Consider the following 22,473-nt stretch of genomic DNA (forward strand, 5'->3'; position numbering starts at 1 on the left):
CAGAAAGGTGACTATGTCGGTGCAATTGGAAGAGAGCCGCTCGGCGCGGTTTGCGATGCGGTGTGCGGCCTGGGCCGAGAAGTGGTTTCCCGATTCCTGGGTGTTTGCGGTCGTGGGGATTGCGATTGTGGTGGCAGCGGCCCTGGCCATTGGTGTGCCGGTGCAAGAGACGAGCAAGGCTTTTGGCAAGGGCTTTTGGAGCCTGATCCCGTTCACGATGCAAATGGCCTTTGTGGTGATTGGCGGCTATGTGGTGGCCAGCTCCAAGCCCGCGTCGCGCCTGATTGAAGCGCTGGCCAAGGTGCCTGGCAATGGCCGCAGTGCGGTGGCCTGGGTGGCGCTGATCTCGATGGTGGCCTCGCTCCTCAACTGGGGCTTGAGCCTGGTGTTTGGCGGCCTGCTGGTCAAGGCGCTGGCCCGCCGCACCGACCTGAAAATGGACTACCGGGCCGCCGGCGCTGCGGCCTACCTGGGCCTGGGTGCCGTCTGGGCGCTGGGCATTTCCTCGTCGGCCGCGCAGCTGCAGGCCAACCCGGCCAGCCTGCCGCCGTCGATCCTGGCGATTACTGGTGTGATCCCGTTTACCGAGACGATTTTCCTGTGGCAATCGGGCGTGATGCTGCTGGCCCTGGTGCTGATCTCGCTGGTGATTGCCTATGTGACGGCCCCGGGCGCTGCCAACGCCAAGGATGCTGCCGCCTGCCAGGTGGACATCAGCGCCGAGGCGCAGCCGGTGACCAAGCCCACGCGGCCCGGTGAATGGCTGGAGCACAGCCCGCTGCTGATCATTTTTCTGGTGCTGCTGGCAGTCGGCTGGATGGTCGAAGAGTTCTCCAGCAAGCCGGCGATCCAGGCGATCTCGGGCCTCAACACCTACAACCTGATTTTTCTGATGGTGGGCGCGCTGCTGCACTGGCGCCCGCGCAGCTTTTTGGATGCGGTCGCGCGCGCCGTGCCCACCACCACCGGTGTGCTGATCCAGTTCCCGCTGTATGGCTCGATTGCTGCGATCATGACCGAGGTCAAGGGCGTCGATGGCCACACCATTGCGCACTACATCTCGACCTTCTTCACCCAGATCGCCACGCATGACACCTATGCGCTGCTGATGGGCGTGTACTCGGCCATTCTGGGCTTTTTCATTCCGTCGGGCGGCGGCAAGTGGATCATCGAGGCGCCGTATGTGATGCAGGTGGCCAACGACCTGCAGTACCACCTGGGCTGGGCCGTGCAGATCTACAACGCCGCCGAGGCACTGCCCAATCTGATCAACCCCTTCTACATGCTGCCGCTGTTGGGCGTGCTGGGCCTCAAGGCGCGCGACCTGATCGGCTTTACCTTTGTGCAGCTGCTGGTGCACATCCCGGTGGTGCTGTTCCTGCTGTGGTTCCTGGGGCAGACCCTGGCCTATATTCCGCCCGTGATGCCCTGAGCATCGTTAGGTGGCAACCGGCCATGACCCGGGCGAGCTGCGGCTCGCCTTTTTGCTGACTTCGCTTACATGACCGGCAGCCATTTCGGGTTAACCTTGGCCCCCATCGAAGACAACAATGAGGACAGAGCAATGCAAAACACCACATGGAGCGGCGCTGCACTGGGCGCACTGGCACTGGCTTTGGCGGCCATCGCCCCCACCGCACAGGCGCAGTATGGGCGCGACGGCGAGGTGACCTGCGAGAGCCAGGACGGGCGCACGCGCGAATGCCGCACGCCGTTTCGCGATCCGGTGGTGAGCGAGACCTTGTCGAGCGCCTCTTGCGTCGAAGGCCGCAGCTGGGGCCACCGCGGTGGCGGCGTGGTCTGGGTGACCGATGGTTGCCGGGCCCGTTTTGCCGATAGCCGAGGCGGCGGCGGTGGCTGGGGTGGTGGCGGTGGCAGTAACCAGCTGGTGCGCTGCGAGAGCAACGACGGGCGCATGCGCGAATGCGCCATTCCGCGTGGCGCCAGGGTCGAGGTTGCCCGCCAGCTCTCCGACGCTCGCTGCGACGAGGGCCGCAGCTGGGGCCAACGCAGCGATATGGTCTGGGTCAGCCGCGGCTGCCGCGCCGATTTTGCCATCAGCAGCGGTTACGGTGGCGGCTACGGCGGCGGCCGGCCCAATCCTGGATATGGCCAGGGCCGGGAGCTGACCTGCAGCAGCGACGACCGCCGCGACAACAGCTGCGACTGGAATGCGCGCTGGGGCCGTCCGGTTCTGCTGGAGCAGTTGTCCAGCGACAGCTGCCGCGAAGGCTATACCTGGGGTTATGACGACCGCGCGCGCCGCATCTGGGTCACGCGCGGTTGCCGTGGGCGTTTTGGCAGCCGCTGAGCCAGGTAAACCACGACCAAGCGGTCGGCGTTAGCTGGCCGCTTTTTTCATGGCGGTTTCCAGCGGCTGCAGAATCAGCAGTGCGCGAAAATCGTTCACATTGGTGTGCGTGGGGCCGGTCACCACCAGATCGCCCAGTGGGCCAAAAAAGCCATAGCTGTCATTGCGGTCCTGGTAGGCAGAGGGCTTTTGCTGCAAGGCGGCGGCGCGGGCCAGGGTGTCGGGGGTCACCACGGCGCCTGCATTGTCTTCCACGCCATCAATGCCATCGGTATCAGCGGCCAGCGCCCATACGCCAGGCACGGCCTGCAGTGCCTGGGCCAGGCCCAGGCAGAACTCGCCGGCACGGCCGCCCCGGCCACGCGCAGCACCTTCGGCTGGTTGGCGCACCGTCACCGTGGTCTCACCGCCTGACAGAATCACGCAGGGCCGGGCAAAGGGCTGGCCATGCAGCGCCACAGCCCGCGCCAGCGCAGCATGCACTTTGGCCACCTCGCGGGATTCGCCTTCGATCTCGTCGCTCAGCACATGGCAGGCAATGCCCGCGTCACGCGCGGCAGCGGCTGCTGCTTGCAAGGACTGCTGCGGGGTGGCAATCAGCTGCACCTGGTGGCCGGCAAAGCGCGGGTCGCCGGGCTTGGGGGTTTCCAGCAAGCCGCTGTGCAGCGCCTCGCGCACCGGCTCAGGTACCGCAATCGCATAGCGCTCCAGGATTGCCAGCGCATCGGCGCAGGTGCTGGGGTCTGGCACTGTCGGGCCGCTGGCGATGATGGCCGGCGAATCACCCGGCACATCGCTGATCAGCAGGCTGACCACCTGCGCCGGATGGCAGGCTGCGCCCAGGCGCCCGCCCTTGATGCGCGAGAGGTGCTTGCGCACGCAGTTCATCTCGCCAATGTGGGCGCCGCTGTCGAGCAGCTCGCGGTTGATGCGCTGCTTGTCGGCAAGGGTCAGGCCCTCGGCCGGCAGGGTCAGCAATGCCGAGCCGCCGCCCGAGATCAGGCAAATCACCAGGTCATCGGCGCTGAGCCCTTCGGTCAAGGCCAGCATGCGCTGGGCCGCTTGCAGGCCGGCAGCATCGGGCACCGGGTGGGCCGCTTCCACCACCTCGATGCGCTGGACCAGGCCCGGCGGGCGCGGCGGAACATGCCCATAGCGGGTGACGACCAGGCCCGACAGCGGTGCCTGCGCGGGCCAGAGCTGCTCGAGCGCCTGCGCCATCGCCGCGCCGGCCTTGCCCGCGCCAACCACCAAGGTGCGGCCCTTGGGTACGGCTGGCAAATGCTTGCGCAGGCCTTCGAGCGGCAGCGCATCGCGCACGGCAACCCGGTACAGGTGCTGCAAAAACTGCAAGGGCTGCAGATGGGGCTCAGGCACGGGCTGGGCAGCATCGCTGCCATGCACATCGATCAGGTGGGCCGCAAAGGCCGCGGAGGCGGTAGAGGTCATGGGGGGAGCCTGTTCAAAGTCGCTGCAAGCGTCGCAGATATGGCCGGGTTTGCCAAGGCGCAGCTTGTCGCCCCTGCATGGGATGGTCGCTGCGCCCCCCGGGGTATGGGCAAGCAGCGATAATGCTGCCCTATGTCATCCCCCAAAGTGTTGTTCGGCTTCCATGCCGTTGGTGTGCGCATGAAGACTGCGCCCAAATCGATCATCGAAGTCTATTTCGAGTCCACGCGCCGCGACGCGCGCATGCGCCAATTTCTGGAGCGCGCCAAAGAGGCGGGGGTGCGGCTGATCGAGGCGGATGCACCACGCATCGCCAAGCTGGCGGGCTCGCATGGCCACCAGGGTGTGGCCGCGCGCGTCGAAGAGATCAAGGATACCCGCACCCTTGATGAGCTGCTCGACGACCTGGAAGAAGCCGGTGTCACCTCGCCGCTCTTGCTGGTGCTCGACGGTGTGACCGACCCGCACAACTTGGGTGCCTGCCTGCGCGTGGCTGATGGTGCCGGTGCCCATGCGGTGATTGCGCCCAAGGACCATGCAGTCGGCATCAATGCCACCGTGGCCAAGGTCGCCAGTGGCGCTGCCGAGACGGTACCGTACTTCATGGTGACCAACCTGGCGCGTACCTTGAAAGAGCTCAAGGAGCGCAATGTCTGGATCATCGGCACCAGCGACGACGCCCCCAACACGCTGTACCAGGTGGACCTCAAGGGCCCCGTGGCCATGGTGCTGGGTGCCGAAGGCGATGGCATGCGCCAGCTCACCCGCAAGACCTGTGATGAGCTGATCGGCATCCCGATGATGGGCGCTGTCTCCAGCCTCAACGTGTCGGTGGCCAGCGGCGTGTGTCTGTATGAAGCGCTGCGCCAGCGCACGCCTGCAAAGGCCGGTTAAAACGCTGTTTCCGCTGGCTCACCGCGTGAGGCGCGGGGGCATCGAAAAAAAGGCTGGACCCTAGCGGGCTCAGCCTTTTTGTTTTGTGCAGACCGCAGCGCGTGCGCGCAAGGGCGAGGGCGACTTAGTCGTCCAGCTTCTCGCGCAGCACCGCACCGGTTTCAGGGTGGATCTTCAGATCCACGCGGAAACCTTGGGCATTGATCGCATCGGCTTCCCAGATGCCGTCATCGAGCTCCAGGTCGTGGATGTGGGTGTAGCCCGCCTGGGTCAGCAACTGGTGGATTTGCGCCGCGCTCAAGACCGCGCTGCCGGCCCCCGCGCCCGGCGTGGGAGCAGGCTGGCCGGGTTGGGACAGCACATCCAGGCTTACCGGGTGCAGCACCAGCTTTTGCTTAACGCCGTTGGCGCCGCGCACCTTGGCTTCCCAGAAGCCGTCGTCAAACTCTACTTCCTTGATCTGGCCGTAGCCCAGCGACTGCAGCTTGGCAGCGACCTGGCTGGCGCCGGGGTAGGTGCTGCCCAGCTCGGCCTTGCGCAGGGCCACCAGGCTGCCGTCGGCATCGCTCACCAGCACATAGGCGCGGCTGCCGTCTTGCTGGGTAGCCTTGGCAGTCCAGTAACCGTATTGCTTTTCCAGGTCTTGCGCTGCGACCAGGCCGCTGGCGCTGATGCTGTTGAGCACTTCCTGGGCGTTGTAGGCCTGGGCGGCAAACGGCAGGCTGGCAGCGATACTGGCGGCACCCAGGATGCAGGCGATGGTGGTCTTCTTCATGGTTCAATCCCTTCAATGTGGTGACATGCAAACCAGCAGCTGGCTGATTCGTCATGGACTGAAGTATTGAAAACCTTGCCTAAACGCAGTGTGAAGCGACCGTTCATGGTCTGTTTAATCGTGCTTGTCATAATGCCTGCCATGGCGCAAATTCCCCCCCGCTTTTCTCGCATCGCTGCCTGGCCCCTGGCCTGCAGCTTGCTGCTGGGGGGCGCCAGCCAAGCGGCCGAGCATGACGCGGTGCGTGCGGCGGTGGCCACTGGCCAGTACAAGCCCTTGTCCGCGATCCTGAGCGACATTGCTGCGAGCCAGGCCGGCCGCGTGGTGGATGTCGAGACCAAGCGCGGCCCCCAGGGCGAGCTGCGCTACGAGATCAAGCTGGTGGACAGCCAGGGCCTCAAGCAGGAGCTGCTGATCGACGCGGCCAGTGGCCAGACCGTGCAGCGCGTGGCCAAGGACCGCTCGCAGGCGCTGGGGATGCGGGAGCTGGCCCAGTACCTGGCCAAGCTGGCGCAGCAGCACGCCAGCCGCATCACCGATGTGGAGTTTGAGCGCGACAGCCAGGGCCGGGGCGTCTATGAAATCAAGCTCAGCGCCGACCAGCAAGGCTACCGCAAGCTGGTGATGGAGGCCGCGACCGGCCAAGTGCTGCCCCCCGCCCAGGCCAAGGCACGCAACCCGGCGCCGCTCAAGCGGGCTGACGAGGTATTGCAGGCGCTGGCACCGCGCTTCACGGGCCAGGTGCTCGAAGTGGAGCTGGAGCATGACGAGGGCCAGGGCTCTTATTACGAGATCGAACTGCTGCAGGGCAATGGCAGTACCTTGAAGCTCAAGGTGGATGCACGCAGCCTGCAGGTGCTCCAACAAAAGATGGAGGATTGAGCGCTGATGCGAATTCTGGTGGTCGAAGACGATGCGGAACTGGCCGCGCAAATGCAGCAGGCACTGGCGCGTGCCGGTTTCTCAGTGGATGTGGAAGCCGATGGCGATGCCGCATCGTTTGCCGGCAGCACCGAGCCCTACGACGCAGCCGTGCTGGACCTGGGCCTGCCCCAGCGCGATGGGCTGACGGTGTTGCGCGACTGGCGCGAGGCGGGTTGCCACTGGCCGGTGCTGATCCTGACGGCGCGCAACCGCTGGAGCGACAAGGTGGCCGGCTTTGGCGCCGGAGCTGACGACTACCTGACCAAGCCCTTCATGCTCGACGAGGTGGTGCTGCGCCTGCGTGCCATGCTGCGCCGCAGCACTGGCAGTGCGGCCACCGTGCTGCGCGCGGGCTGCCTGGAATACGACGTAACGGCCGGCCGCTTTTTGCAGGACGGCCAGGGTTTGCAGCTGACGGCGCAGGAGCACAAGATTCTGGCCTATTTGATGCACCACCCCAACCGGGTGCTCACGCGCACCGAGATCAGCGAGCATGTCTATGCCCGAGATCTGGACCCGGACTCCAACACGCTTGATGTGCTGATCGGCCGCATACGGCGCAAGCTGCGCCAGTCCGATCTGCTGGTGACCGAGCGCGGCCAGGGTTTTCGGCTGAACGCGCCCAGCTAGCTGCTGCTGTAGCCCCGCCGCACCATGGCCTTCCCTCCCAGTTCTGTCCACGAGCGGCCGCCCGCGCGGCGCTCACCTGCGCGGCGCTGGTCGCTGGCTGCGCGCATGGCCGCCCTGGTCATCGTGCCCAGTTTGCTGGTGATGGGGCTGGGCGGCTGGTGGCTGCGTTATGAGGTGCATGCCAGCTTGCTGGGCAGCATGTCGCGCAGCCTGGAGGAAAAATCCGAGCGCATCCACGCGCGCCTGGCGCTGCTGCCCGATGGCCGGGTGCAAGAGGCGGCGGGCGGCAGCGACGAGTTCAGCGCCATTTTCTCGGGCTGGTACTGGCAGTTGCAGGGCCAGGCGCGCGCGCCCCTGCGAACAGCCGCAGAGCCGGTGGTGCTGGCGCGCTCCCGCTCGCTGTGGGACCAGCCCGACCTGGTGGTGAGCCCAGCCCGGCTGTGGGGCAGCGAACGCTTGCAGCAGGCCCGGGGCCCGCAGCAGGAGCCGCTTTTGGTACAGCATTTTTCGGTGCAGCTGGCAGCGGGCGCCGCGCCGATGCACTTGCAGGTCTTTGGCCCGGCTCAGCCGCTGATGGCCAGCCTGCGCCGCATTGACCAGATTTTGGGAATCACTAGCGCCATGCTGATCCTGCTGATTGGCGCGCTGGTCTGGCTGCAGCTGCGCGTGGGCCTGGCGCCGCTCAAGCGTCTGGTCGGTGTGATTGCCGGCCTGGACAAGCCGCTGCCAGGCGCTGCGCCCGCCACCGAGCAGATTGCGCAGCTGCCGCTGGGTGCCGATCTGCAGCCCTTGCAGCAGGAGCTGGCCGCCTTGCTCGCGCGCAATACCCAGGTGGTGGAGCGATCACGCTCGCATGCAGCCGACCTCAACCATGCGCTGAAAAAACCCTTGTCGCTGCTGATGGCCCATGCCGGCAGCGGTGCAGCCCTGCCGGCGGACCTGGTGCTGCAGCAGACCACGGCGATGGCGCGGCTGATTGACCGCTACCAGGCCCGTACCTTCAGCGATGCCACCCTGGTGCATGGGCCAAGCGCCGGCTTGCCTGTGGATGTGCTGGCCTGCGCGCGGCAGATGCTGGCGATGCTGCGCCAACTGCACCAGGCCAGCGACCTGGACTGGCAACTGGTGGAGGAGGGTGTCGCGCTGTGGTGGCGGGGCGAGCGCGCCGATCTGGAAGAGCTGCTGGGCAATCTGCTGGACAACGCGGGCAAATGGGCAGCCTCCCAGGTGCGCCTGACGGTGTATGGCCGCGCCACCCAAGGCCTGGTGCTGCAGGTGGAGGACGACGGCCCTGGCATGACGGCCGCACAAATGCAGGCAGCCGGCGCGCGGGGCCAGCGCTTTGATGAGACGGTTGATGGCACGGGCCTGGGCCTGTCGATTACCCAGCAAATCGTGCAAGGCTACGAAGGCCGGTTGCAATGGCGCAAGAGCGAGGCCTTGAAGGGGCTGCTGGTGCGCGTGGAGATGGCCGGCGTAGTGGCCTGATACGGCGCAGCGGCTCTAGGTGGGCTTGGTGGCCTTATCAAGTCCCCAGCTGCACGACCGGCGTAAATCCGCCAAAGATCATGCGCTTGGCATCAAACGGCATGTTGGCCGGTTGCATGTCTGCCAGGCGCGGGTCGGCCATCACCGCAGCATTGATGCGGTCGCGCTCAGCGCGCGAGGTGTAGACGATCCAGGAAAAGCAAGCGACCTCGTCCGCCTGAAGCTTGACCGCCATCGGAAACGAGGTGACTTCGCCGTCAGGCACATCGTCGCCCACACATTCCCAGTACTGCAGTGCGCCGTGCTCCATCCAGACCTTGCCGGCCGCCTCGGCCATGGCTCGGTAGGCGTCGAGCTTGGCGCGGGGCACGGGCAGCACAAATCCATCGACATAAGGCATGGTAGTCTCCTGGGCGCTCGAGCGGCGCTGTTATGGGTGGGCGCTACATCGCAGCGCGAGGACGCAACTACAAGCTGGCAGCCAGCGCCACGAGCTGGTCGGTGGCCACGCCCCAACCGGTGTGGAATCCCATCGCCTCGTGCTGCTTGCGGGTCTCTTCGCTCCAATGGCGCACGGTGGCGGTGTAGCGGGTCAGGCCCGCTTCGGGCTCAAACTCGATGATGGCCGTCATGAACGGTTTGGCGCTGGGCACCCAGCCAGCGGTGTAGGCATCGGTAAAGACCAGCCTGCGGTTGGGTACTACCTCCAGGTACACGCCGGCATTGGGGTACTCGTTGCCTTGCGGGTCGCGCATGACAATCTGGCTGCCGCCGCCCACACGCACATCCACTTGGGCGCTGGCAATGGTCCAGGGCTTGGGTACAAACCACTCGGTGAGCAGGGCGGGCTCGGTCCAGCAGCGGTAGAGCGTGGCGGCGGGGGCATGGATCAGGCGGCTGAGCACCAGATCCTGGGGATGGGGTTGTAGAGACATAGGGTGTGGTTCGGTGCAGGTGGTGTGCGGTTGTGCGGTGAGGAGACGAGGGCCTTATGCAGCGGGCTGCGTCTGGACGTTCACCATCCACGGGGTGCCAAAACGGTCGGTCACCATGCCAAAACCGGGCGACCAGAAGGTGGCTGAAAAGGGCATGGCCACCTGGCCACCGTCAGCCAGACCGTTGAAGATGCGCTCGCCATCTGCTGCGGAATCGACACCGATGGACACCCACATGCCTTGGGGTTTGAGATAGCCGCCACCACAGGTCTCGGCGCTGGCGCCAGGCATCGCAGGCATCGTGTCCGAGGCCATGATCGCCTGGCTGCCCACTTGCAGGTGGGCATGCATCAGGCGCGACTGCGCCTCAGGCGGGAGCGGTGGCATGCCTTCGCCAGGCGGCATGTCGCTAAAGCGCATCTGGTGCATGATCTGGCCGCCAAACAGCTGGGCGTAAAAGGCCATGGCTTCGGCGCAATCGCCATCAAAGTTCAGATAGGGGATGAATTGCATTCTTGTCTCCTCGTCGTGGGTCAGCCATTCTGGGCTCGGCCCGTCCATCGTGTCCATCTCCAAATCGTGATGACCGTTTCTGAATGTAAGTCGCTCAATCGGCGCCCTGCGCAGTGATGCTGGACTGTGGCGCTGGAACGCAAGCCTTGCCGTATGCTGGGCGCCTGTTCTTCACTGCCGCCTCTATGTCTTTTGCTCCTTTGGATACCTCCGCATCGCTGCCGCTTGCCGATACAGAAATTGCCAGCCTGCGACAGCGCTTGCACAATGCGCGGCATCTGCTGGTGCTGACGGGGGCGGGGGCCAGTGCGGAGTCGGGCGTGCCGACGTTTCGTGATGCGCAGACGGGCTACTGGGCGCAGTTCAGCCCCGAGGAGATGGCCAGCGAGGCGGGTTTTCTGGCCCATCCGCAGCGGGTCTGGGACTGGTACCAGTACCGCCGCGATCTGGTCCGCCAGGTGATGCCCAATGCCGGCCATGTGGCGCTGGCCCAATGGCAGGCGCGCCACTCCGGCCGGATGACCCTGGTTACGCAGAACGTCGATGGCCTGCACCAGCGTGCTGGTAGTACGCCAGTGCTGTGCCTGCATGGCAATCTGATGGACAACCGCTGGCTGCTGCCGCCCAAGCCCTGTTGCGACGTCCGCTTTACCGAAGGCGATGCACCGCCGCAATGCCCTGGCTGCGGCAACTACCTGCGCCCGGCGGTGGTCTGGTTTGGCGAGGCCTTGCCCCATGCCGAGCTGCAGCAGGCGCAAGATGCCGCCAAGGCCTGCGACCTGATGCTGGTGATTGGCACCTCCGGCCATGTCTACCCGGCGGCTGGCCTGGCCCATATCGCCGCCCGGGGCGGCGCCCATGTGGTGGTCATCAATCCCGAGCCGACCGCGCTCGACAGCGTGGCCGACCGCTGCTGGCGCTTGCCCTCGGCGCAGATTTTGCCGGCTCTGCTGGCCTAGGCTTGTCGCCAGCCTTCGCTCAAGCTTCGGCGCTGGCGGCGTTGAGCGTGGCCATCGCATCGGCATCGAGCTGCAATTGGCTGGCGCGGATCAGCGACTGCAGCTGCTCGAGGTTGCTGGCGCTGGCAATCGGCGAGGCAATGGCCGGCTGGCGCATGACCCAGGCCACGGCCACCTCGCCCATGGTGGCGCCTACGCGGATGCTCACCTTTTCGAGCGCGGCCAGAATACGCAAGCCCCGGTCGTTGAGGTACAGCTGGGTGGTCTTGGCGCCGCGCGGGCTTTTGCTCGCGTCCTCGGCCTTGCGGTATTTGCCGGTCAAAAAGCCGGCAGCCAGGCTGTAGAAGTTGATGACGCCCACGCCCTGCGCAACGCACAGCGGCTGCAACTCTTGCTCGAACACGGCACGGTCATAGAGGTTGAAAAGCGGCTGTAGGCTCTCATAACGCGCCAGGCCATGCTGCTCGCTGGTCTGCAGCGCCTCTGCCAGGCGCGCTGCGCTGTAGTTGCTGGCGCCCACGGCACGCACCTTGCCCTCGGCGATCAGCTCGCCAAAGGTGCCCATCACATCGGCCAGCGGTACCTGCGCGTCGTCGTCATGCGATTGGTAGAGGTCGATGTAATCGGTCTGCAGGCGCTGCAGAGAGGCGTCGACCGCCTGGCGGATGTACTCCGGGCGCAGGCCGACCTTGCCTTCGCCCATATCCTTGCCGACCTTGGTGGCCAACACCACCTGCGCGCGCTTGCCCGAGCTGCGCAGCCATTTGCCGAGCACGCGCTCCGATTCACCGCCGCTGTGGCCAGGCGCCCAGCGCGAGTACACGTCAGCGGTATCGACAAAGTTCATGCCGGCATCCAGCCAGGCATCGAGTAGGCGAAAGCTGGTGGCCTCGTCAGCCGTCCAGCCAAATACATTGCCGCCCAGGCACAGCGGCGAGACTTGCAGGGCGGATCGACCCAGGGAGCGCAGGGATGTTGTCATCGTTTGAAGAGGGGTTAGGGCCCAGCAGGGCGGCGCAAACATTATGCGGCGCGGGCTGGCGCGGCGCCACCCGTTGATGCAGCGCAAACCGCTTGCAACTGCCGCATAGGTGGCAGTGCTGCAGGGCCTGCCAGGTTTGCCGGGCCCTGCGTTTTAGAGTAAGTTATGCATGCAACAACAAAAAGGAGTGACGCTATGTTCAAACATATTCTGGTGCCGGTCGATGGGTCTGCCACCTCCATGCTCGCGGTCAACAAGGCCGCCGGTCTTGCCAAGGCCTTTGGCAGCCAGGTCACTGCGGTGTATGTGATCGATCCCTATCCCTTCACCGGCGTGGGCGCCGATTTTGCCTATGGCCAGGCGCAGTACCTGTCTGCTGCCACTGCCGATGCGCACACCGCGTTGGACGCGGTCAAAACTGCGATGGAGCAGGCCGGTATTCCTGTGGACACCGTCATGGGCGAAGGCCACTCCGTACACGACGGGGTGATGGAAGCGGTCAAAACCACCGGCGCCGACCTCATTGTGATGGGCTCGCACGGCCGCAAGGGCCTGGAAAAGCTGGTGCTGGGCAGCGTGACCCAGCGCGTGCTGAGCGACAGCCTGATCCCCGTGCTGGTCGTTCGCCAGTAATGTCAGCGACGGCACCCGGCTTGGTGCCGTTTTCGTTGAGTGGATGGCTACCGGGCAGCGCTGCGGCGCTGCCCAAAGTTGTGCAGCACGCAATGCTTTTGTGACCGCCGTAAGCTCGCCCGCTTGACGGAGTTTTACATGCAGTCCTTTCCTCCTCCTTATTGTGATGCCGACCAGGTGGACGGCACTTTGCGCGCCTATGGCTATGCGGTGCTCAGCCCCGCCGCCGTGGCGCAGTGGGCAGCCTGCCCGCCCGATGACCTGGCAGCGCTCGGCAGCCACTGGGAGGCCATGCCCCATGATGCCTACCTCAAAGACGGCGGGCGCTACCGCAAGCGCCGCCATTCCTGCTATGTGGTGCAGGATGACCAGGTTGAGTCCGTAGCCCACCGTGCCCATTGGCAGCCGGTGGAGTACAACGCCTTGCATGGCGGCATGCAGCGCTGGTTTGAGCCCGTCGCAGCCAGCACCCAGGCGCTGCCCGCCTGGCGCCAGATCATGCGTGCGCTGGGTCACACGGCGCAGGCACTGTTTCCCAGTGCGGAGCACGCGCCCTGGTATACCGAGGCCCACCAGTTCCGCATCGACACCGCCGAGGGCATTGGCCGGCCCACCCCCGAAGGTGCGCACCGCGATGGCGTGGATCTGGTGGCGGTGTTTTTGGTGGCACGCGAGGGCATCAAAGGCGGGGAGACGCGGGTGTTCGACGCCCAGGGCCCGCAAGGCCTGCGCTTTACGCTCACCGAGCCCTGGTCGCTGATGCTGCTCGACGACGCCCGGATGATCCATGAGAGCACGCCGATCCAGCCGCTGGGCGATGCCCCCGGCCACCGCGATACCTTGGTGGTGACCTTGCGCCGCCAGGCCTTCCAGGGCGACGGTGCCTGAGCGCTGGCATTGCCATTGATCACCATCGGCCCATTGGCCTGGTCATAAAAAAAGGGCACCTGCGAGGTGCCCTTGCCGTATCCCAGCCCTGGGGCTTACTGGATGGTCGCGCCCGAGGCCTCAACAATGGCCTTAGCGTCCTGGAAGTCCTTGTGGAAGAACTTGTCAAAGTCCGATACGGACATGGCCTGGGGCTCGGCGCCTTGGGCCAGGATGGAATCCTGCACTTCCTTTTGGCCCAGTAGCTTGTTGACCTCGGTGTTGAGCTTGCTGACGATGGGGGCGGGCAGGTTCTTGGGGCCAAACAGGCCATACCAGGTGCTCACATCAAAGCCCTTCATGCCCAGTTCCGCAACGGTAGGCACATCGGGCAGCGAGCTGCTGCGTTTGGCCGAGGTCACGGCCAGCGGGCGAAGCTTGCCGGCCTTGATCTGGCCAATGGCCGAGGGCACGGAAGACACCAGCAGGTCGACGTTGCCCGACAGGGTGTCGAGCAGCGCGGGGTTGGAGCCCTTGTACGGCACGTGGGTCAGCTTGACGCCGGCCGCCTTCTCAAACAGCACGCCAGCGATATGGATGCTGGTGCCATTGCCGGGCGAGCCGTAGGTGATCTTGCCGGGGTCGGCCTTGGCGGCGGCGATCACATCGTTCAAGGTCTTGAACTTGCTGTTTTCCGAGGTGGCAATGATGACCGGCGAGTAGGCCACATGGGCAATGGGCGTCAGGTCCTTGGCGGGGTTCCAGGGCAGGCCCTTGTACAGGTAGTAGCCCAGCACCACGTTGTCCTTCTGGCCCATGACGATGTCATAGCCCGTTGGCTGGGCCTTGGCGACTTCGCTGATACCGATGGTGCCGCCCGCGCCGGCCCGGTTGTCAGCGACCACCGTCCAGTGGTTCTGTTCGCTGAGCTTTTGCGCGATGATGCGCGAGAGAATATCGGTGCCACCGCCTGGTGGGAAGGGCACGACCATGCGCACCGGCTTGCTGCCGGGGTAGTCCGTCGCCGAGCCCTGGGCCATGGCACCCGAAGCGGCCCCCACCGTCAGCGCCACGGCGGCGCATTGCAGAATGTGTTTCATCATCTTGTTGTCTCCTTGAGGGTCACACCTTCGCATGGCTTTCGCACAGTCGGCCAAGGAGGTAGTTGCATAAACAGTCAAAGGGGTGATGATGTATGCCATCACGCCAGGTGGCATATTCTAGGGGCTGTGGTGTGGAGCGATGGAGCGCAGGCGAAAAACAGAGTCTGCCGCCAATGGCCCAGGCTTGGGGCGTATCTAGATGACAACAGAAGGATCGACTATGAAAGCAAAATTCGTGGGTGCGTTGGCCTCGGTGGTGATGGGCTGCGCGGCGCTGGTCAGCCTGCCCAGCCAGGCGGCGCTGGCTGTTGGTGCCCAGGCACCGATGTTCAGCACACAGTCGGCACTGGCCGGCAAGGTGCAGCGCTTTGACATGGCCGAGGCCTTGAAGCGCGGCCCCGTCGTCCTGTACTTCTTCCCCAAGGCCTTCAGCCAGGGCTGCACGATCGAGGCCCATGCCTTTGCCGAGGCCACGCCGAGCTTTGCGGCCTCCGGCGCGCAGGTCGTCGGTATCTCGCATGACGACATTGCCACGATGCAGCGCTTCTCCAGCGAGGCCTGCCGTGACCAGTTCAGCGTCGCCTCCGACCCCGATGCCAAGGCCATCCAGGCCTATGACGCAGGCTCCGCCGCACGGCCGGGCACCGCTTCACGCATCTCCTACGTGATTGCACCTGACGGCAAGGTGATCTATGCGCATGAGGGCAGCGATCCGCTCGAGCATGTGCAGCAGACCTTGAAGGCGGTGCAGGCCTGGAAGGCGCGCCAGAAGTCTTGAGCCACTTTTTCATGGCGCGGTGGCAGTGTCTGGGCTTGCCAGCCATGTTGCTGGCAGGTGCCCACGATGGCGCCGATCGCCTATGATCGCCTGATGCTGGCAAGTCTGCTTCAACCCCAATGGCCCCACCGGACCTGGCGCACGGCGCGCCGCTGGGCGGTGGCCTGGTGGCGTATTTTTTACCTGGGTGCGGTCGTGCTGGTGATGCTGATGTCGCCCACCAGCTACGGCCCGCAGACCCGCGCGCGGCTGATGCGCCGCATGTATGTCGACACCGCGCCCATCCTGCTGGGCTTTACCGCGTTGGCCGCCTTGCTGTGCCTGGTGGTGGCGCGGATCGTCTTTGTAACCGCCACGAGCTATGGCCTCTCGCGCGTCGCTGTCGAGATGGTCATCCGCGTGCTGGTGCTCGAGCTCATCCCGCTGACGGCGGCCTTGTTTGTCGCGATGCGCTGCTCGATTCCGGCAGGTGCGCAACTGACCAAGTTGCGCGAGGCGGGGCATTTTGAGCGCCTGCGCGAGCACGGCTATGACCCTGTGCGCACGGAGATGCTGCCCCTGGTGGTCGCCAGCATGTATGCCTCGATTACGCTGGCTGCGCTGTCCTGTGTGGTTTCGCTGGTCATGGTCTACCTCAGCGTCTACGGGCTGAGCTGGGTCGGTTTTGACCTGTACACGCGCATGTTTGCCAGCGTGTTCACGCCCATGGTGACCTGGTTGTTTGGCCTCAAAACCCTGCTGTTTGGTCTGGCCGTTGCACTCATACCCACCGCATCGGCCATGTACCGGCCCTACGGCACGCGCCAGGATGAGGTTCTGGGCCCCGATTCGGACCTCAGTGGCCTTGCGCGCATGTTTGCCATCTTGCTGCTCATCGAGGTGGCGTCGTTGCTGGGCAATTATTACTAGGGCGTCAAGCTTGGCAGTGGAGCGAACAGGTCGGCCCGCCATGACAGGCTTTTGGGGTGCTGCTCGGCGCCCTGGCTGCGCAGGATTTAAAATAGCCGATTGCCCGCAGGCGCTGCCTCTGCCTGTGTGGGCCACCACATTCGAGGGCCACGCCTTGGCCGCGCAACCACCATGACTGATTCTCTACCCACAGCCCCTGGCGCATGTCCGTTGCGCCGATGATGGATCGGACAGGCAAACGAAAAAAATCCCCATAAGTACAAAGACTTATGGGGATTCTCTTTTTCGATGTTGCTTTATTGTTGCACCCGTTCGCCATTTAGCTGCTTCGATTCCTTTACACCGGCTGCTCGTTGAGCATCGATGTAGGTGGCCAGATCAGTGAGATGGATGCCCTTTGCCCCCTTCTGTGAATTGGGCTCGATGCGGGTCAAAGGGAGCTTGATTTCGCCCGCTGCGATCTTGCGCAGGAACTTTTGCGTTCCCAGGTGCGGGAAGTAGTCCTTGACTACTTGATCAAGCGGAATCACCGCCATGGCGTTGTACTGAGCCATGAGCAGAAATGCCGTATTAGATGGTGGGTGACATGTTGCGCAAGGCGCTAGGCAAGCTGGGCAGGGAGGAAAAACCATTGCTGCATTCCGACCAGGGCTGGCAGTACCAAAGTCGTGCCTATCGCCGCTTGCTGGCCGATCATGGCCTGGTGCAAAGCATGTCACGTCGGGGCAATTGCTTGGATAACGCAGCGATGGAGAGCTTCTTCGGAACCTTGAAGTCCGAGTTCTTCCACCTCAACAAGTTCAGCAGTGTGGCGCAGCTTCAAGAAGGTCTTCACCACTACATCCATTACTACAATCACCAACGCATCAAGCTAAAACTAAAAGGCCTGAGTCCAGTGCAATACCGGATTCAGGCCTTCAGTCCCTAGCTTCCAACTGTCCAACTTCTTGGGGTCAGTTCACTAGGCGGGTTTGCTGTTTAAGACGGTGGTGATTCAGTGATCACCACCTTTTTTGGAAAAATGCGCGCATCTCGTTGGAGTGCTTGGCATCATGAATAAATGGCGGCACTGACACCGCGAGCAGTAGCGCGGCCAGCGGCACCACACAGAAAAACCCGATGTAGCTGAAGCCAACTGCGCCCGTAATGCTTCCCAGCACGAACATGCCAATCAGACCAGCAGAGGCACGCATGCGCACCCAGTTATGCCGCACACGGCTTGTTGGAACCGTACAAGCAGTGCCACTTCGCTTCCAAAAGAATAGCTTGCCCAATTCCATTCCCAGGTCCGTGAAGTTCCCAGTCATATGGGTTGTGCGAATGCTTCCACCAGAGGTCTTTGAGCCCACAGCGTTTTGAAGTCCCATCATGAATGAGAGCAGCAGAACTGTGATGGGAACAGCGAATGGCGTGTTCCAGGAGAGGGTGACAGCGCCCATCAGACCGAAGGGCAAGAGCATCAATGCCTCCAGCATTAGCGGCAGCGCGTAAACGCTGTAGAGATGCTTTTCTCGACCCCAGTTCACCAAAACAGCACAGACGGCTGCGCCGGTCATGAAGGACAAGATGGCGCCCAGCGCATTCAGAAGCATCTTCATGTTTTCCAGGACCAGGCCATCAGCTATCTGTGACGCGAATCCTGTCATGTGCGAGGTGTACATGTGCAGGACTAGAAAGCCACCCGCATTAACTGCACCAGCGTTGAAAGCCAGTAGCCATCCAAGAGCCAAGTTGGTGGAATTTGCTCGATGTCGGTTTGTCAGGTGTCGAATTCTTCTCATCAAAAATACTCCACGAACCAAGATGCCATATATGCCAGTGACCGACTCGGAAAAGTGACTTGGTCACGAAGGTTGCTTCACATCGATAGCATAGACCCGCACAGGGTTAGGGCCGAAGTGCGGGTGGATGATCGTCTTCACCATGAAGCCGCGCCAAGGAGTTATCAGGCGCCGAGCAAGATCGTCGCGGGCGGGGTAGCCCGAGGTCAGGATGATCCGGTCATACGCGCGGTCCTCCAGGCGCTTGGCCCAGTATGGTGTGCACAAGCGGAATTCCTCGAGCTTGGTGCCGTCGCGTATGGCCTCGAAGTATTGGCGCTTGAGTGGTAAGTGCAGGGTGGTCATGGTGCAACCTTGGTTAGGTTTCGTGTGTTTTCCAAATGAATTTGCATAAAAGCAAAGATGTAATTCGGGAGGGTGTACAGTGGATCAGTTCATGAAAGGTGCTGCTATGTCCACTCCACTGAGTTTTTTCCTCTATTCAAGTCGGCTGGCACCTGACTGCGACCCCACTGAGGTGGGAAACATCGTGAAGGTGGCGCGTGAGTTCAACGCCTCGCACGGCATCACTGGCATTCTGGTTTTCGATGGTGAGCGCTTTACGCAATATATTGAAGGGCCTGCGAGCGAGGTCGATGCGTTGGTGGCTAAGCTCCCCAAGGACAGCAGGCATACAGACTTCCTGCAACTGAATGCAGGCGACGACCTTGAAGAGCGCCGCTACGCGACATGGTCCATGGGGTACAGCGACGTTAGCCTTGACGAGCTGGACATCGATCTAATGGCCACAATTGATAGCGATGCTGCCTTGAACTTGTTCACTAAGGCTGTTGCTGAGATAGACCGTCTGTAGCCTTTCAACCTTCCTACTTGGCCTGGCCGGCAGCCATGGCGGCGTTGACAATTTTTCTTGCGCTCTCGCGCATGTGCGATCTGCCTTCCTCTGGCATGTGCTCCCAGGGGTAATCCATCCGCTGGGCCATTACCTTTGCTGCGGCTTCAAAATCCAGTGCATCAGCGGGTTGAGCTTGGGGTGCCGACTCACTCGGCACCAAGCAGCGCAACAGGAGCTGGTCCGCATAGGCGTGAGCAAAATGGGCAGGCGGTTGATCAGGGGCTTCGGCTAGGCCAGCGCGCAGCTGGTCCAGCAGTGCCGGGATACGCTCGTCGCGCAGTTTCTGGAAGCGCAGGTACACATCGGCCGGCATGGCCTTACCCATGTATTCGAGGTGCAGTCGGTTTTTGCTGCTCTCCAGCTGCTCGATTAAATCCCAAGTTGCAGAGCAGGGTGCAGTCTTGAGGGGAACGGAAGGGGTGGTTTCAGACATTGGGGCTCCAAAAGTGGAAATGCCCGCTCAAGGCGGGCAATGGTACGGGTGAAGCAGGCAGCTACCAAGCAGCTACTGGCAGAGAAAGTACGACGGCCATGGGTTTGACCCAAACTGGCTGGGCCGACAGCAGGAAGGTTTCTCCAGACCAAGCGAGCAAGAGCGTTTCGCCCATGACGTGCGCTATGGCTTCGCCGGCTGCGCTGGGCACCGCGTTGCCGATGCGCTCTCGCCAGGCCTGGTCGCTCAGACCATCCAGTTCCAGCTGCTCTTCAGGGTCTACCAGACTCTGCAGCGCTGCAAGCTCCAGAGTGGTGAATGGGCGGTGCCAGGTGCCGTCTTCGGCCACGATTCTGCAAACCAGCTTTTCAGCAGGCGCTGGCATGGGCCGTGGATCCGCGACCGACCAGCGGCCGTTGTCGTGACAAGCTGATCCGCTGACTGCGCCGGCGGACGTGGCCCAGGGCACTACGCCATAGTGCCCACCAGTGAGATATGCTGCACGGTCGGCATCCATGCCTGAGCGTGGATCTGCCACTGCGTATGCGCCTTCGCCCGAGGTGCTGCCTGCAATCACTGTCCGGGTCGGCCCTGTCCATTCAGTCACATGGCGCTTCCCATGCAACAGGGTGGGATCGCTACCGCCGCGCGGGTCCGCCACCGCCTGGCCGCTGCCGTGGGCACTGGTTACTGCCATAGCAGCTTTGTCCCAGCGGACGATGCGAAATTCGTTGCTGTGCTTTGCAGGGCCATAGTGTCGGGGATCGGCAACGCTGTATGCGCCCTGGCCAGGCCCTTGCTGGCCAGCTACTGTGCCGGTGCTGCCATTCCAGCGGCGCACGCCGTAGGCCTGGCCATCCTTCCACAGCGAAGACTGCTCAAAGCGCCACAAGAGCAAGGACGAAGCCATGTTCCGGGCCAGCCTGCCAGGGGTGAAGCTCACCCAGGGCGAATATGACCTCTACATGGACTTCACCTACCAGTTCGGCATCACAAACTGGCGCACGAGCTCGATGCGGCGCAACCTGCTGAACGGTGAATACCTGCAGGCCTGCAACGCGCTGCCCGCCTGGCGGAAGCAAGCGGGCCGGGATTGTTCGCTGCCGCAGAACTGGGGCCCGAAAGGCTGCAAGGGCGTGTGGACCCGGCAGCTAGAAAGGCAAGCCAAATGCTTAGCAGAACAGGGGTAAACATGGTCTACACACATGCTGCTGCTCTCTTGCTTGGGATGGCCCTGGCCGCCATTGGCACTTGGAATGTGCAGGCCTGGCGTGTGGGCGCGCAGATTGAATCAATCCGCTCCGAGCAAGCAAAAGAAGAATCCACCAGGTCAAATGCGGCGCTGGTGGAAAACACGAAAACTTCGATCAAGGAAAGCAAGCATGCCCAAGACACAATCTACAACGCCGACCGTCTGGCGAATCTCAAGACCGGCATTGATGTTGATGTGCGCGCTGAGCTTGCCCGTGCTGAGCGCCTGCACCGCGACACCGACAGCCGAGCCGCCACTTATCGCGCGCAAGCCCAAGCCGACGCAGCTGCCCGCAGCGATCTCGCAGATAAAGCGGCAGCCCTCGACCGCCAGCTTGCAGAAGGCCTCGGTGTGGTCGCAATCCTCGGGAGCGACCTTAGACGAAGAGACTCCGAAGTAGCCGCGCTGCGTGACCAGGTGAACATCGAGCGCCGGCTGAGCGGTGACGACAGCGGCCAAGCTTGCAGCCGGTAAACACGGTCCACATTGCGACAATCCAATTCCAATGAGTTGTGGATAGCGCAGCTCTATGCTCGGGACACCTCTAACAAAAAAAAAATAGAGAAACAGTTGTTTGTAAATGTTAAAAATACTAAACTGATAACTTATTCCAATTTTTAACTGAGGCGTTCGTATGTATCTCTATCAACGCGGGACATTTCTGGGCTTGTCGATGTTATGCATGGCCGCAGCAAATGCTGCCACTCCTACTTACAACCCTGTAGGTGTGCAGCAAAACGTTGCCGTGCAAACGGTGACAGATGGCGGGTGGTCGGAGTGTTACAAAGAAACATTTGACAAAAACGGGAAATCTATAGAAGAAATATCCACGGCTTGCGGTGGCAAGCAATTGATGATGGCCTGTCGCGCCACCGGGACCAACAGCCTGCAGGTGTTGGCCCAAGCTCCCAAAATCGACGTGATGACGGATACGGGAACAGCCTTTGCTATCACCCACCAAGCCAATGGAGTCGCATGGTATTTCAATTCGAGCTATTCTTGGGGTTTTGCTGCGGAAGGGCAGGCTGTAAGCAGATCAAGTTGTGACACACAAAATTCTTCGGGTGAAGGAAGTGCTACTCGCATGTGTGTTCATACCAATCAAGGCAATTTGAGCGGGGGCTGGAGATGCGGCGGGGCTACTGGGCTGAATGAAAGTTCAGCTTTTGAGCGCGTTTTTTATACCGCCAACGTCACAAGCCCGGACCCTGTTCCGTCCGTGAGTGTTTCAAATGTTGCGGATCGATCGCTGACTGTCACTTGGACTGCTGCGAGTGATAACGGCTCCCCCATCACTAAGTACACCGTGACAGGCGTTCCTGGCGGCTCATGCACAACCGAGACCGTGGCCCCTGCCACCGAGCCAGCAACTTCTTGCACGATCACCGGCTTGACCAATGGTACGCCCTACAAGTTCACGGTCGTGGCAACCAACGCAATTGGTGACAGCGCTCCGTCACCCGAAAGTGCAGAAGCTATTCCACTCGCAGACGTGATGTTTGTGGGTGCAGGTCCAAACATCACGCTCGCAGGCGGTGTTGTTGCAGCGGCATATTCTCAACCTCTGCAGCTAACAGGCGGCCTGCCTCCATACACCTTCTCCGTGACGGGCGAGCTGCCACCTGGGCTGGCTCTCGACACGGCAACCGGCATCATTTCCGGGACGCCCACGACCACTGGCACTTACAGTTTCTCGGTCATGGCCATGGATAGCACGGTGCAACCAACACTCGCGGCCAAGGCAGTTCATGTCGCAGAACAAACCTTCACCATCGTGATCACTGCTGCACCAGTGGTTCAAGCTACCCCGACACCAGTACCCGCCCTGGGCGGCGTTGGCATGCTGCTGCTCTCCGGGGTCGTAGCCGGATCCATAGGCTTCATGCGCCGACGGAAATCCAGCTGATCCGTGAACCCTCTTCGGAGGGTTTTTTGACATTTGAATAACTGTCGCGTGACGAA

General features: G+C 62.7%; 26 protein-coding genes and 2 pseudogenes. 16 read left to right on the forward strand and 12 right to left on the reverse strand.

Annotated elements, in window-relative coordinates:
* Window positions 1–13 precede the first annotated feature (13 nt).
* Together N4T19_RS03895 and N4T19_RS03900 are read left to right on the forward strand one after the other, a co-directional pair.
* The gene (locus N4T19_RS03895) at window positions 14–1,432 is read left to right on the forward strand and encodes a short-chain fatty acid transporter (protein WP_116925575.1); all 1,419 of its coding nucleotides are present in this window, start codon (window positions 14–16) and stop codon (window positions 1,430–1,432) included.
* Between the two features lie 132 nt (window positions 1,433–1,564).
* On the forward strand, window positions 1,565–2,311 hold the full coding sequence (locus tag N4T19_RS03900; protein ID WP_182341159.1) for a DUF3011 domain-containing protein: 747 nt from the start codon (window positions 1,565–1,567) through the stop codon (window positions 2,309–2,311).
* 30 nt (window positions 2,312–2,341) lie between these two features.
* Here N4T19_RS03900 and N4T19_RS03905 read toward each other — a convergent pair whose 3' ends face one another.
* Window positions 2,342–3,760: a glycerate kinase type-2 family protein gene (locus N4T19_RS03905; RefSeq protein WP_116925576.1), complete on the reverse strand. Its 1,419-nt coding sequence runs from the start codon at window positions 3,758–3,760 to the stop codon at window positions 2,342–2,344.
* Window positions 3,761–3,892: 132 nt separating this feature from the next.
* Between N4T19_RS03905 and rlmB the strand changes: the two genes are divergently transcribed.
* Window positions 3,893–4,654: a 23S rRNA (guanosine(2251)-2'-O)-methyltransferase RlmB gene (rlmB, locus tag N4T19_RS03910; protein WP_260719519.1), complete on the forward strand. Its 762-nt coding sequence runs from the start codon at window positions 3,893–3,895 to the stop codon at window positions 4,652–4,654.
* 124 nt (window positions 4,655–4,778) lie between these two features.
* Here rlmB and N4T19_RS03915 read toward each other — a convergent pair whose 3' ends face one another.
* Entirely contained in the window at window positions 4,779–5,429 is a 651-nt protein-coding gene (locus N4T19_RS03915) for a PepSY domain-containing protein (protein WP_260719520.1), read from the reverse strand.
* A gap of 141 nt (window positions 5,430–5,570) precedes the next feature.
* Between N4T19_RS03915 and N4T19_RS03920 the strand changes: the two genes are divergently transcribed.
* The 3 genes from N4T19_RS03920 to N4T19_RS03930 are packed head-to-tail and all read left to right on the forward strand — an operon-like array spanning window position 5,571 to window position 8,471.
* On the forward strand, window positions 5,571–6,311 hold the full coding sequence (locus N4T19_RS03920) for a PepSY domain-containing protein (protein ID WP_260719521.1): 741 nt from the start codon (window positions 5,571–5,573) through the stop codon (window positions 6,309–6,311).
* A gap of 6 nt (window positions 6,312–6,317) precedes the next feature.
* Window positions 6,318–6,983 carry a response regulator transcription factor gene (locus N4T19_RS03925; protein ID WP_182341163.1) on the forward strand — a complete coding sequence of 222 codons (666 nt, stop codon included), beginning with the start codon at window positions 6,318–6,320 and terminating at the stop codon, window positions 6,981–6,983.
* 24 nt (window positions 6,984–7,007) lie between these two features.
* The gene (locus N4T19_RS03930) at window positions 7,008–8,471 is read left to right on the forward strand and encodes a sensor histidine kinase (RefSeq protein ID WP_260719522.1); all 1,464 of its coding nucleotides are present in this window, start codon (window positions 7,008–7,010) and stop codon (window positions 8,469–8,471) included.
* A 37-nt stretch (window positions 8,472–8,508) separates the two neighbouring features.
* Here N4T19_RS03930 and N4T19_RS03935 read toward each other — a convergent pair whose 3' ends face one another.
* The 3 genes from N4T19_RS03935 to N4T19_RS03945 form a co-directional block, all read right to left on the reverse strand.
* Window positions 8,509–8,871 carry a DUF1428 domain-containing protein gene (locus N4T19_RS03935; RefSeq protein WP_116925582.1) on the reverse strand — a complete coding sequence of 121 codons (363 nt, stop codon included), beginning with the start codon at window positions 8,869–8,871 and terminating at the stop codon, window positions 8,509–8,511.
* A gap of 67 nt (window positions 8,872–8,938) precedes the next feature.
* Complete coding sequence (locus tag N4T19_RS03940; protein WP_116925583.1) at window positions 8,939–9,406, reverse strand: SRPBCC family protein; 468 nt, start codon at window positions 9,404–9,406, stop codon at window positions 8,939–8,941.
* A gap of 54 nt (window positions 9,407–9,460) precedes the next feature.
* Complete coding sequence (locus N4T19_RS03945; RefSeq protein ID WP_182341171.1) at window positions 9,461–9,919, reverse strand: VOC family protein; 459 nt, start codon at window positions 9,917–9,919, stop codon at window positions 9,461–9,463.
* Between the two features lie 185 nt (window positions 9,920–10,104).
* Between N4T19_RS03945 and N4T19_RS03950 the strand changes: the two genes are divergently transcribed.
* Window positions 10,105–10,878, forward strand: coding sequence for an SIR2 family NAD-dependent protein deacylase (locus tag N4T19_RS03950; protein ID WP_260719523.1), 774 nt, complete (start codon window positions 10,105–10,107; stop codon window positions 10,876–10,878).
* A gap of 19 nt (window positions 10,879–10,897) precedes the next feature.
* On the opposite strand, the gene N4T19_RS03955 is transcribed toward N4T19_RS03950, so the two are convergent.
* On the reverse strand, window positions 10,898–11,860 hold the full coding sequence (locus tag N4T19_RS03955) for an aldo/keto reductase (RefSeq protein WP_260719524.1): 963 nt from the start codon (window positions 11,858–11,860) through the stop codon (window positions 10,898–10,900).
* A gap of 195 nt (window positions 11,861–12,055) precedes the next feature.
* On the opposite strand from N4T19_RS03955, the gene N4T19_RS03960 reads away from it, so the two are divergent.
* Entirely contained in the window at window positions 12,056–12,493 is a 438-nt protein-coding gene (locus N4T19_RS03960; RefSeq protein ID WP_021028467.1) for a universal stress protein, read from the forward strand.
* Window positions 12,494–12,631: 138 nt separating this feature from the next.
* Window positions 12,632–13,381: a 2OG-Fe dioxygenase family protein gene (locus tag N4T19_RS03965; RefSeq protein ID WP_182341177.1), complete on the forward strand. Its 750-nt coding sequence runs from the start codon at window positions 12,632–12,634 to the stop codon at window positions 13,379–13,381.
* A gap of 95 nt (window positions 13,382–13,476) precedes the next feature.
* Here the strand turns inward: N4T19_RS03965 and N4T19_RS03970 are convergent, their stop codons facing one another.
* Window positions 13,477–14,463 (reverse strand): Bug family tripartite tricarboxylate transporter substrate binding protein, encoded by a 987-nt coding sequence (locus N4T19_RS03970; protein ID WP_116925586.1) that lies wholly within the window; start codon window positions 14,461–14,463, stop codon window positions 13,477–13,479.
* Between the two features lie 220 nt (window positions 14,464–14,683).
* On the opposite strand from N4T19_RS03970, the gene N4T19_RS03975 reads away from it, so the two are divergent.
* A complete protein-coding gene (locus N4T19_RS03975; protein ID WP_116925587.1) occupies window positions 14,684–15,241 on the forward strand; it encodes a peroxiredoxin in 558 nt (185 codons plus the stop codon).
* A gap of 93 nt (window positions 15,242–15,334) precedes the next feature.
* Entirely contained in the window at window positions 15,335–16,150 is an 816-nt protein-coding gene (locus N4T19_RS03980; protein WP_116925758.1) for an MlaE family ABC transporter permease, read from the forward strand.
* 296 nt (window positions 16,151–16,446) lie between these two features.
* On the opposite strand, the gene N4T19_RS03985 is transcribed toward N4T19_RS03980, so the two are convergent.
* Window positions 16,447–16,782, reverse strand: a complete 336-nt coding sequence (locus N4T19_RS03985; RefSeq protein WP_116925759.1) for a pyocin activator PrtN family protein — start codon at window positions 16,780–16,782, stop codon at window positions 16,447–16,449.
* Between N4T19_RS03985 and N4T19_RS03990 the strand changes: the two are divergent.
* A pseudogene (locus N4T19_RS03990) lies at window positions 16,725–17,078 on the forward strand (IS3 family transposase); the annotation flags it as partial. The gene N4T19_RS03985 and the pseudogene N4T19_RS03990 sit on opposite strands and share 58 nt — an antisense overlap.
* A gap of 73 nt (window positions 17,079–17,151) precedes the next feature.
* Here the strand turns inward: N4T19_RS03990 and N4T19_RS03995 are convergent.
* Together N4T19_RS03995 and N4T19_RS04000 are read right to left on the reverse strand one after the other, a co-directional pair.
* Window positions 17,152–17,931 (reverse strand): YoaK family protein, encoded by a 780-nt coding sequence (locus tag N4T19_RS03995; RefSeq protein WP_260719525.1) that lies wholly within the window; start codon window positions 17,929–17,931, stop codon window positions 17,152–17,154.
* Between the two features lie 63 nt (window positions 17,932–17,994).
* Complete coding sequence (locus N4T19_RS04000; protein ID WP_260719526.1) at window positions 17,995–18,276, reverse strand: ASCH domain-containing protein; 282 nt, start codon at window positions 18,274–18,276, stop codon at window positions 17,995–17,997.
* A gap of 106 nt (window positions 18,277–18,382) precedes the next feature.
* Between N4T19_RS04000 and N4T19_RS04005 the strand changes: the two genes are divergently transcribed.
* Window positions 18,383–18,784, forward strand: a complete 402-nt coding sequence (locus N4T19_RS04005) for a BLUF domain-containing protein (RefSeq protein WP_116925760.1) — start codon at window positions 18,383–18,385, stop codon at window positions 18,782–18,784.
* A 13-nt stretch (window positions 18,785–18,797) separates the two neighbouring features.
* Here N4T19_RS04005 and N4T19_RS04010 read toward each other — a convergent pair whose 3' ends face one another.
* Complete coding sequence (locus tag N4T19_RS04010; protein WP_260719527.1) at window positions 18,798–19,259, reverse strand: hypothetical protein; 462 nt, start codon at window positions 19,257–19,259, stop codon at window positions 18,798–18,800.
* 61 nt (window positions 19,260–19,320) lie between these two features.
* Window positions 19,321–20,145 (reverse strand): annotated as a pseudogene (locus tag N4T19_RS04015) (DNA cytosine methyltransferase); the annotation flags it as partial.
* 22 nt (window positions 20,146–20,167) lie between these two features.
* On the opposite strand from N4T19_RS04015, the gene N4T19_RS04020 reads away from it, so the two are divergent.
* From N4T19_RS04020 to N4T19_RS04030, 3 genes are all read left to right on the forward strand, one after another.
* Entirely contained in the window at window positions 20,168–20,449 is a 282-nt protein-coding gene (locus N4T19_RS04020) for a glycoside hydrolase family protein (RefSeq protein WP_182341193.1), read from the forward strand.
* Between the two features lie 2 nt (window positions 20,450–20,451).
* The gene (locus N4T19_RS04025; protein ID WP_260719528.1) at window positions 20,452–20,985 is read left to right on the forward strand and encodes a hypothetical protein; all 534 of its coding nucleotides are present in this window, start codon (window positions 20,452–20,454) and stop codon (window positions 20,983–20,985) included.
* 160 nt (window positions 20,986–21,145) lie between these two features.
* Window positions 21,146–22,417, forward strand: coding sequence for a fibronectin type III domain-containing protein (locus N4T19_RS04030; protein WP_260719529.1), 1,272 nt, complete (start codon window positions 21,146–21,148; stop codon window positions 22,415–22,417).
* Window positions 22,418–22,473 lie beyond the last annotated feature (56 nt).

The sequence above is a fragment of the Comamonas squillarum genome, from assembly GCF_025309455.1.
Lineage (GTDB): Bacteria > Pseudomonadota > Gammaproteobacteria > Burkholderiales > Burkholderiaceae_C > Comamonas > Comamonas squillarum.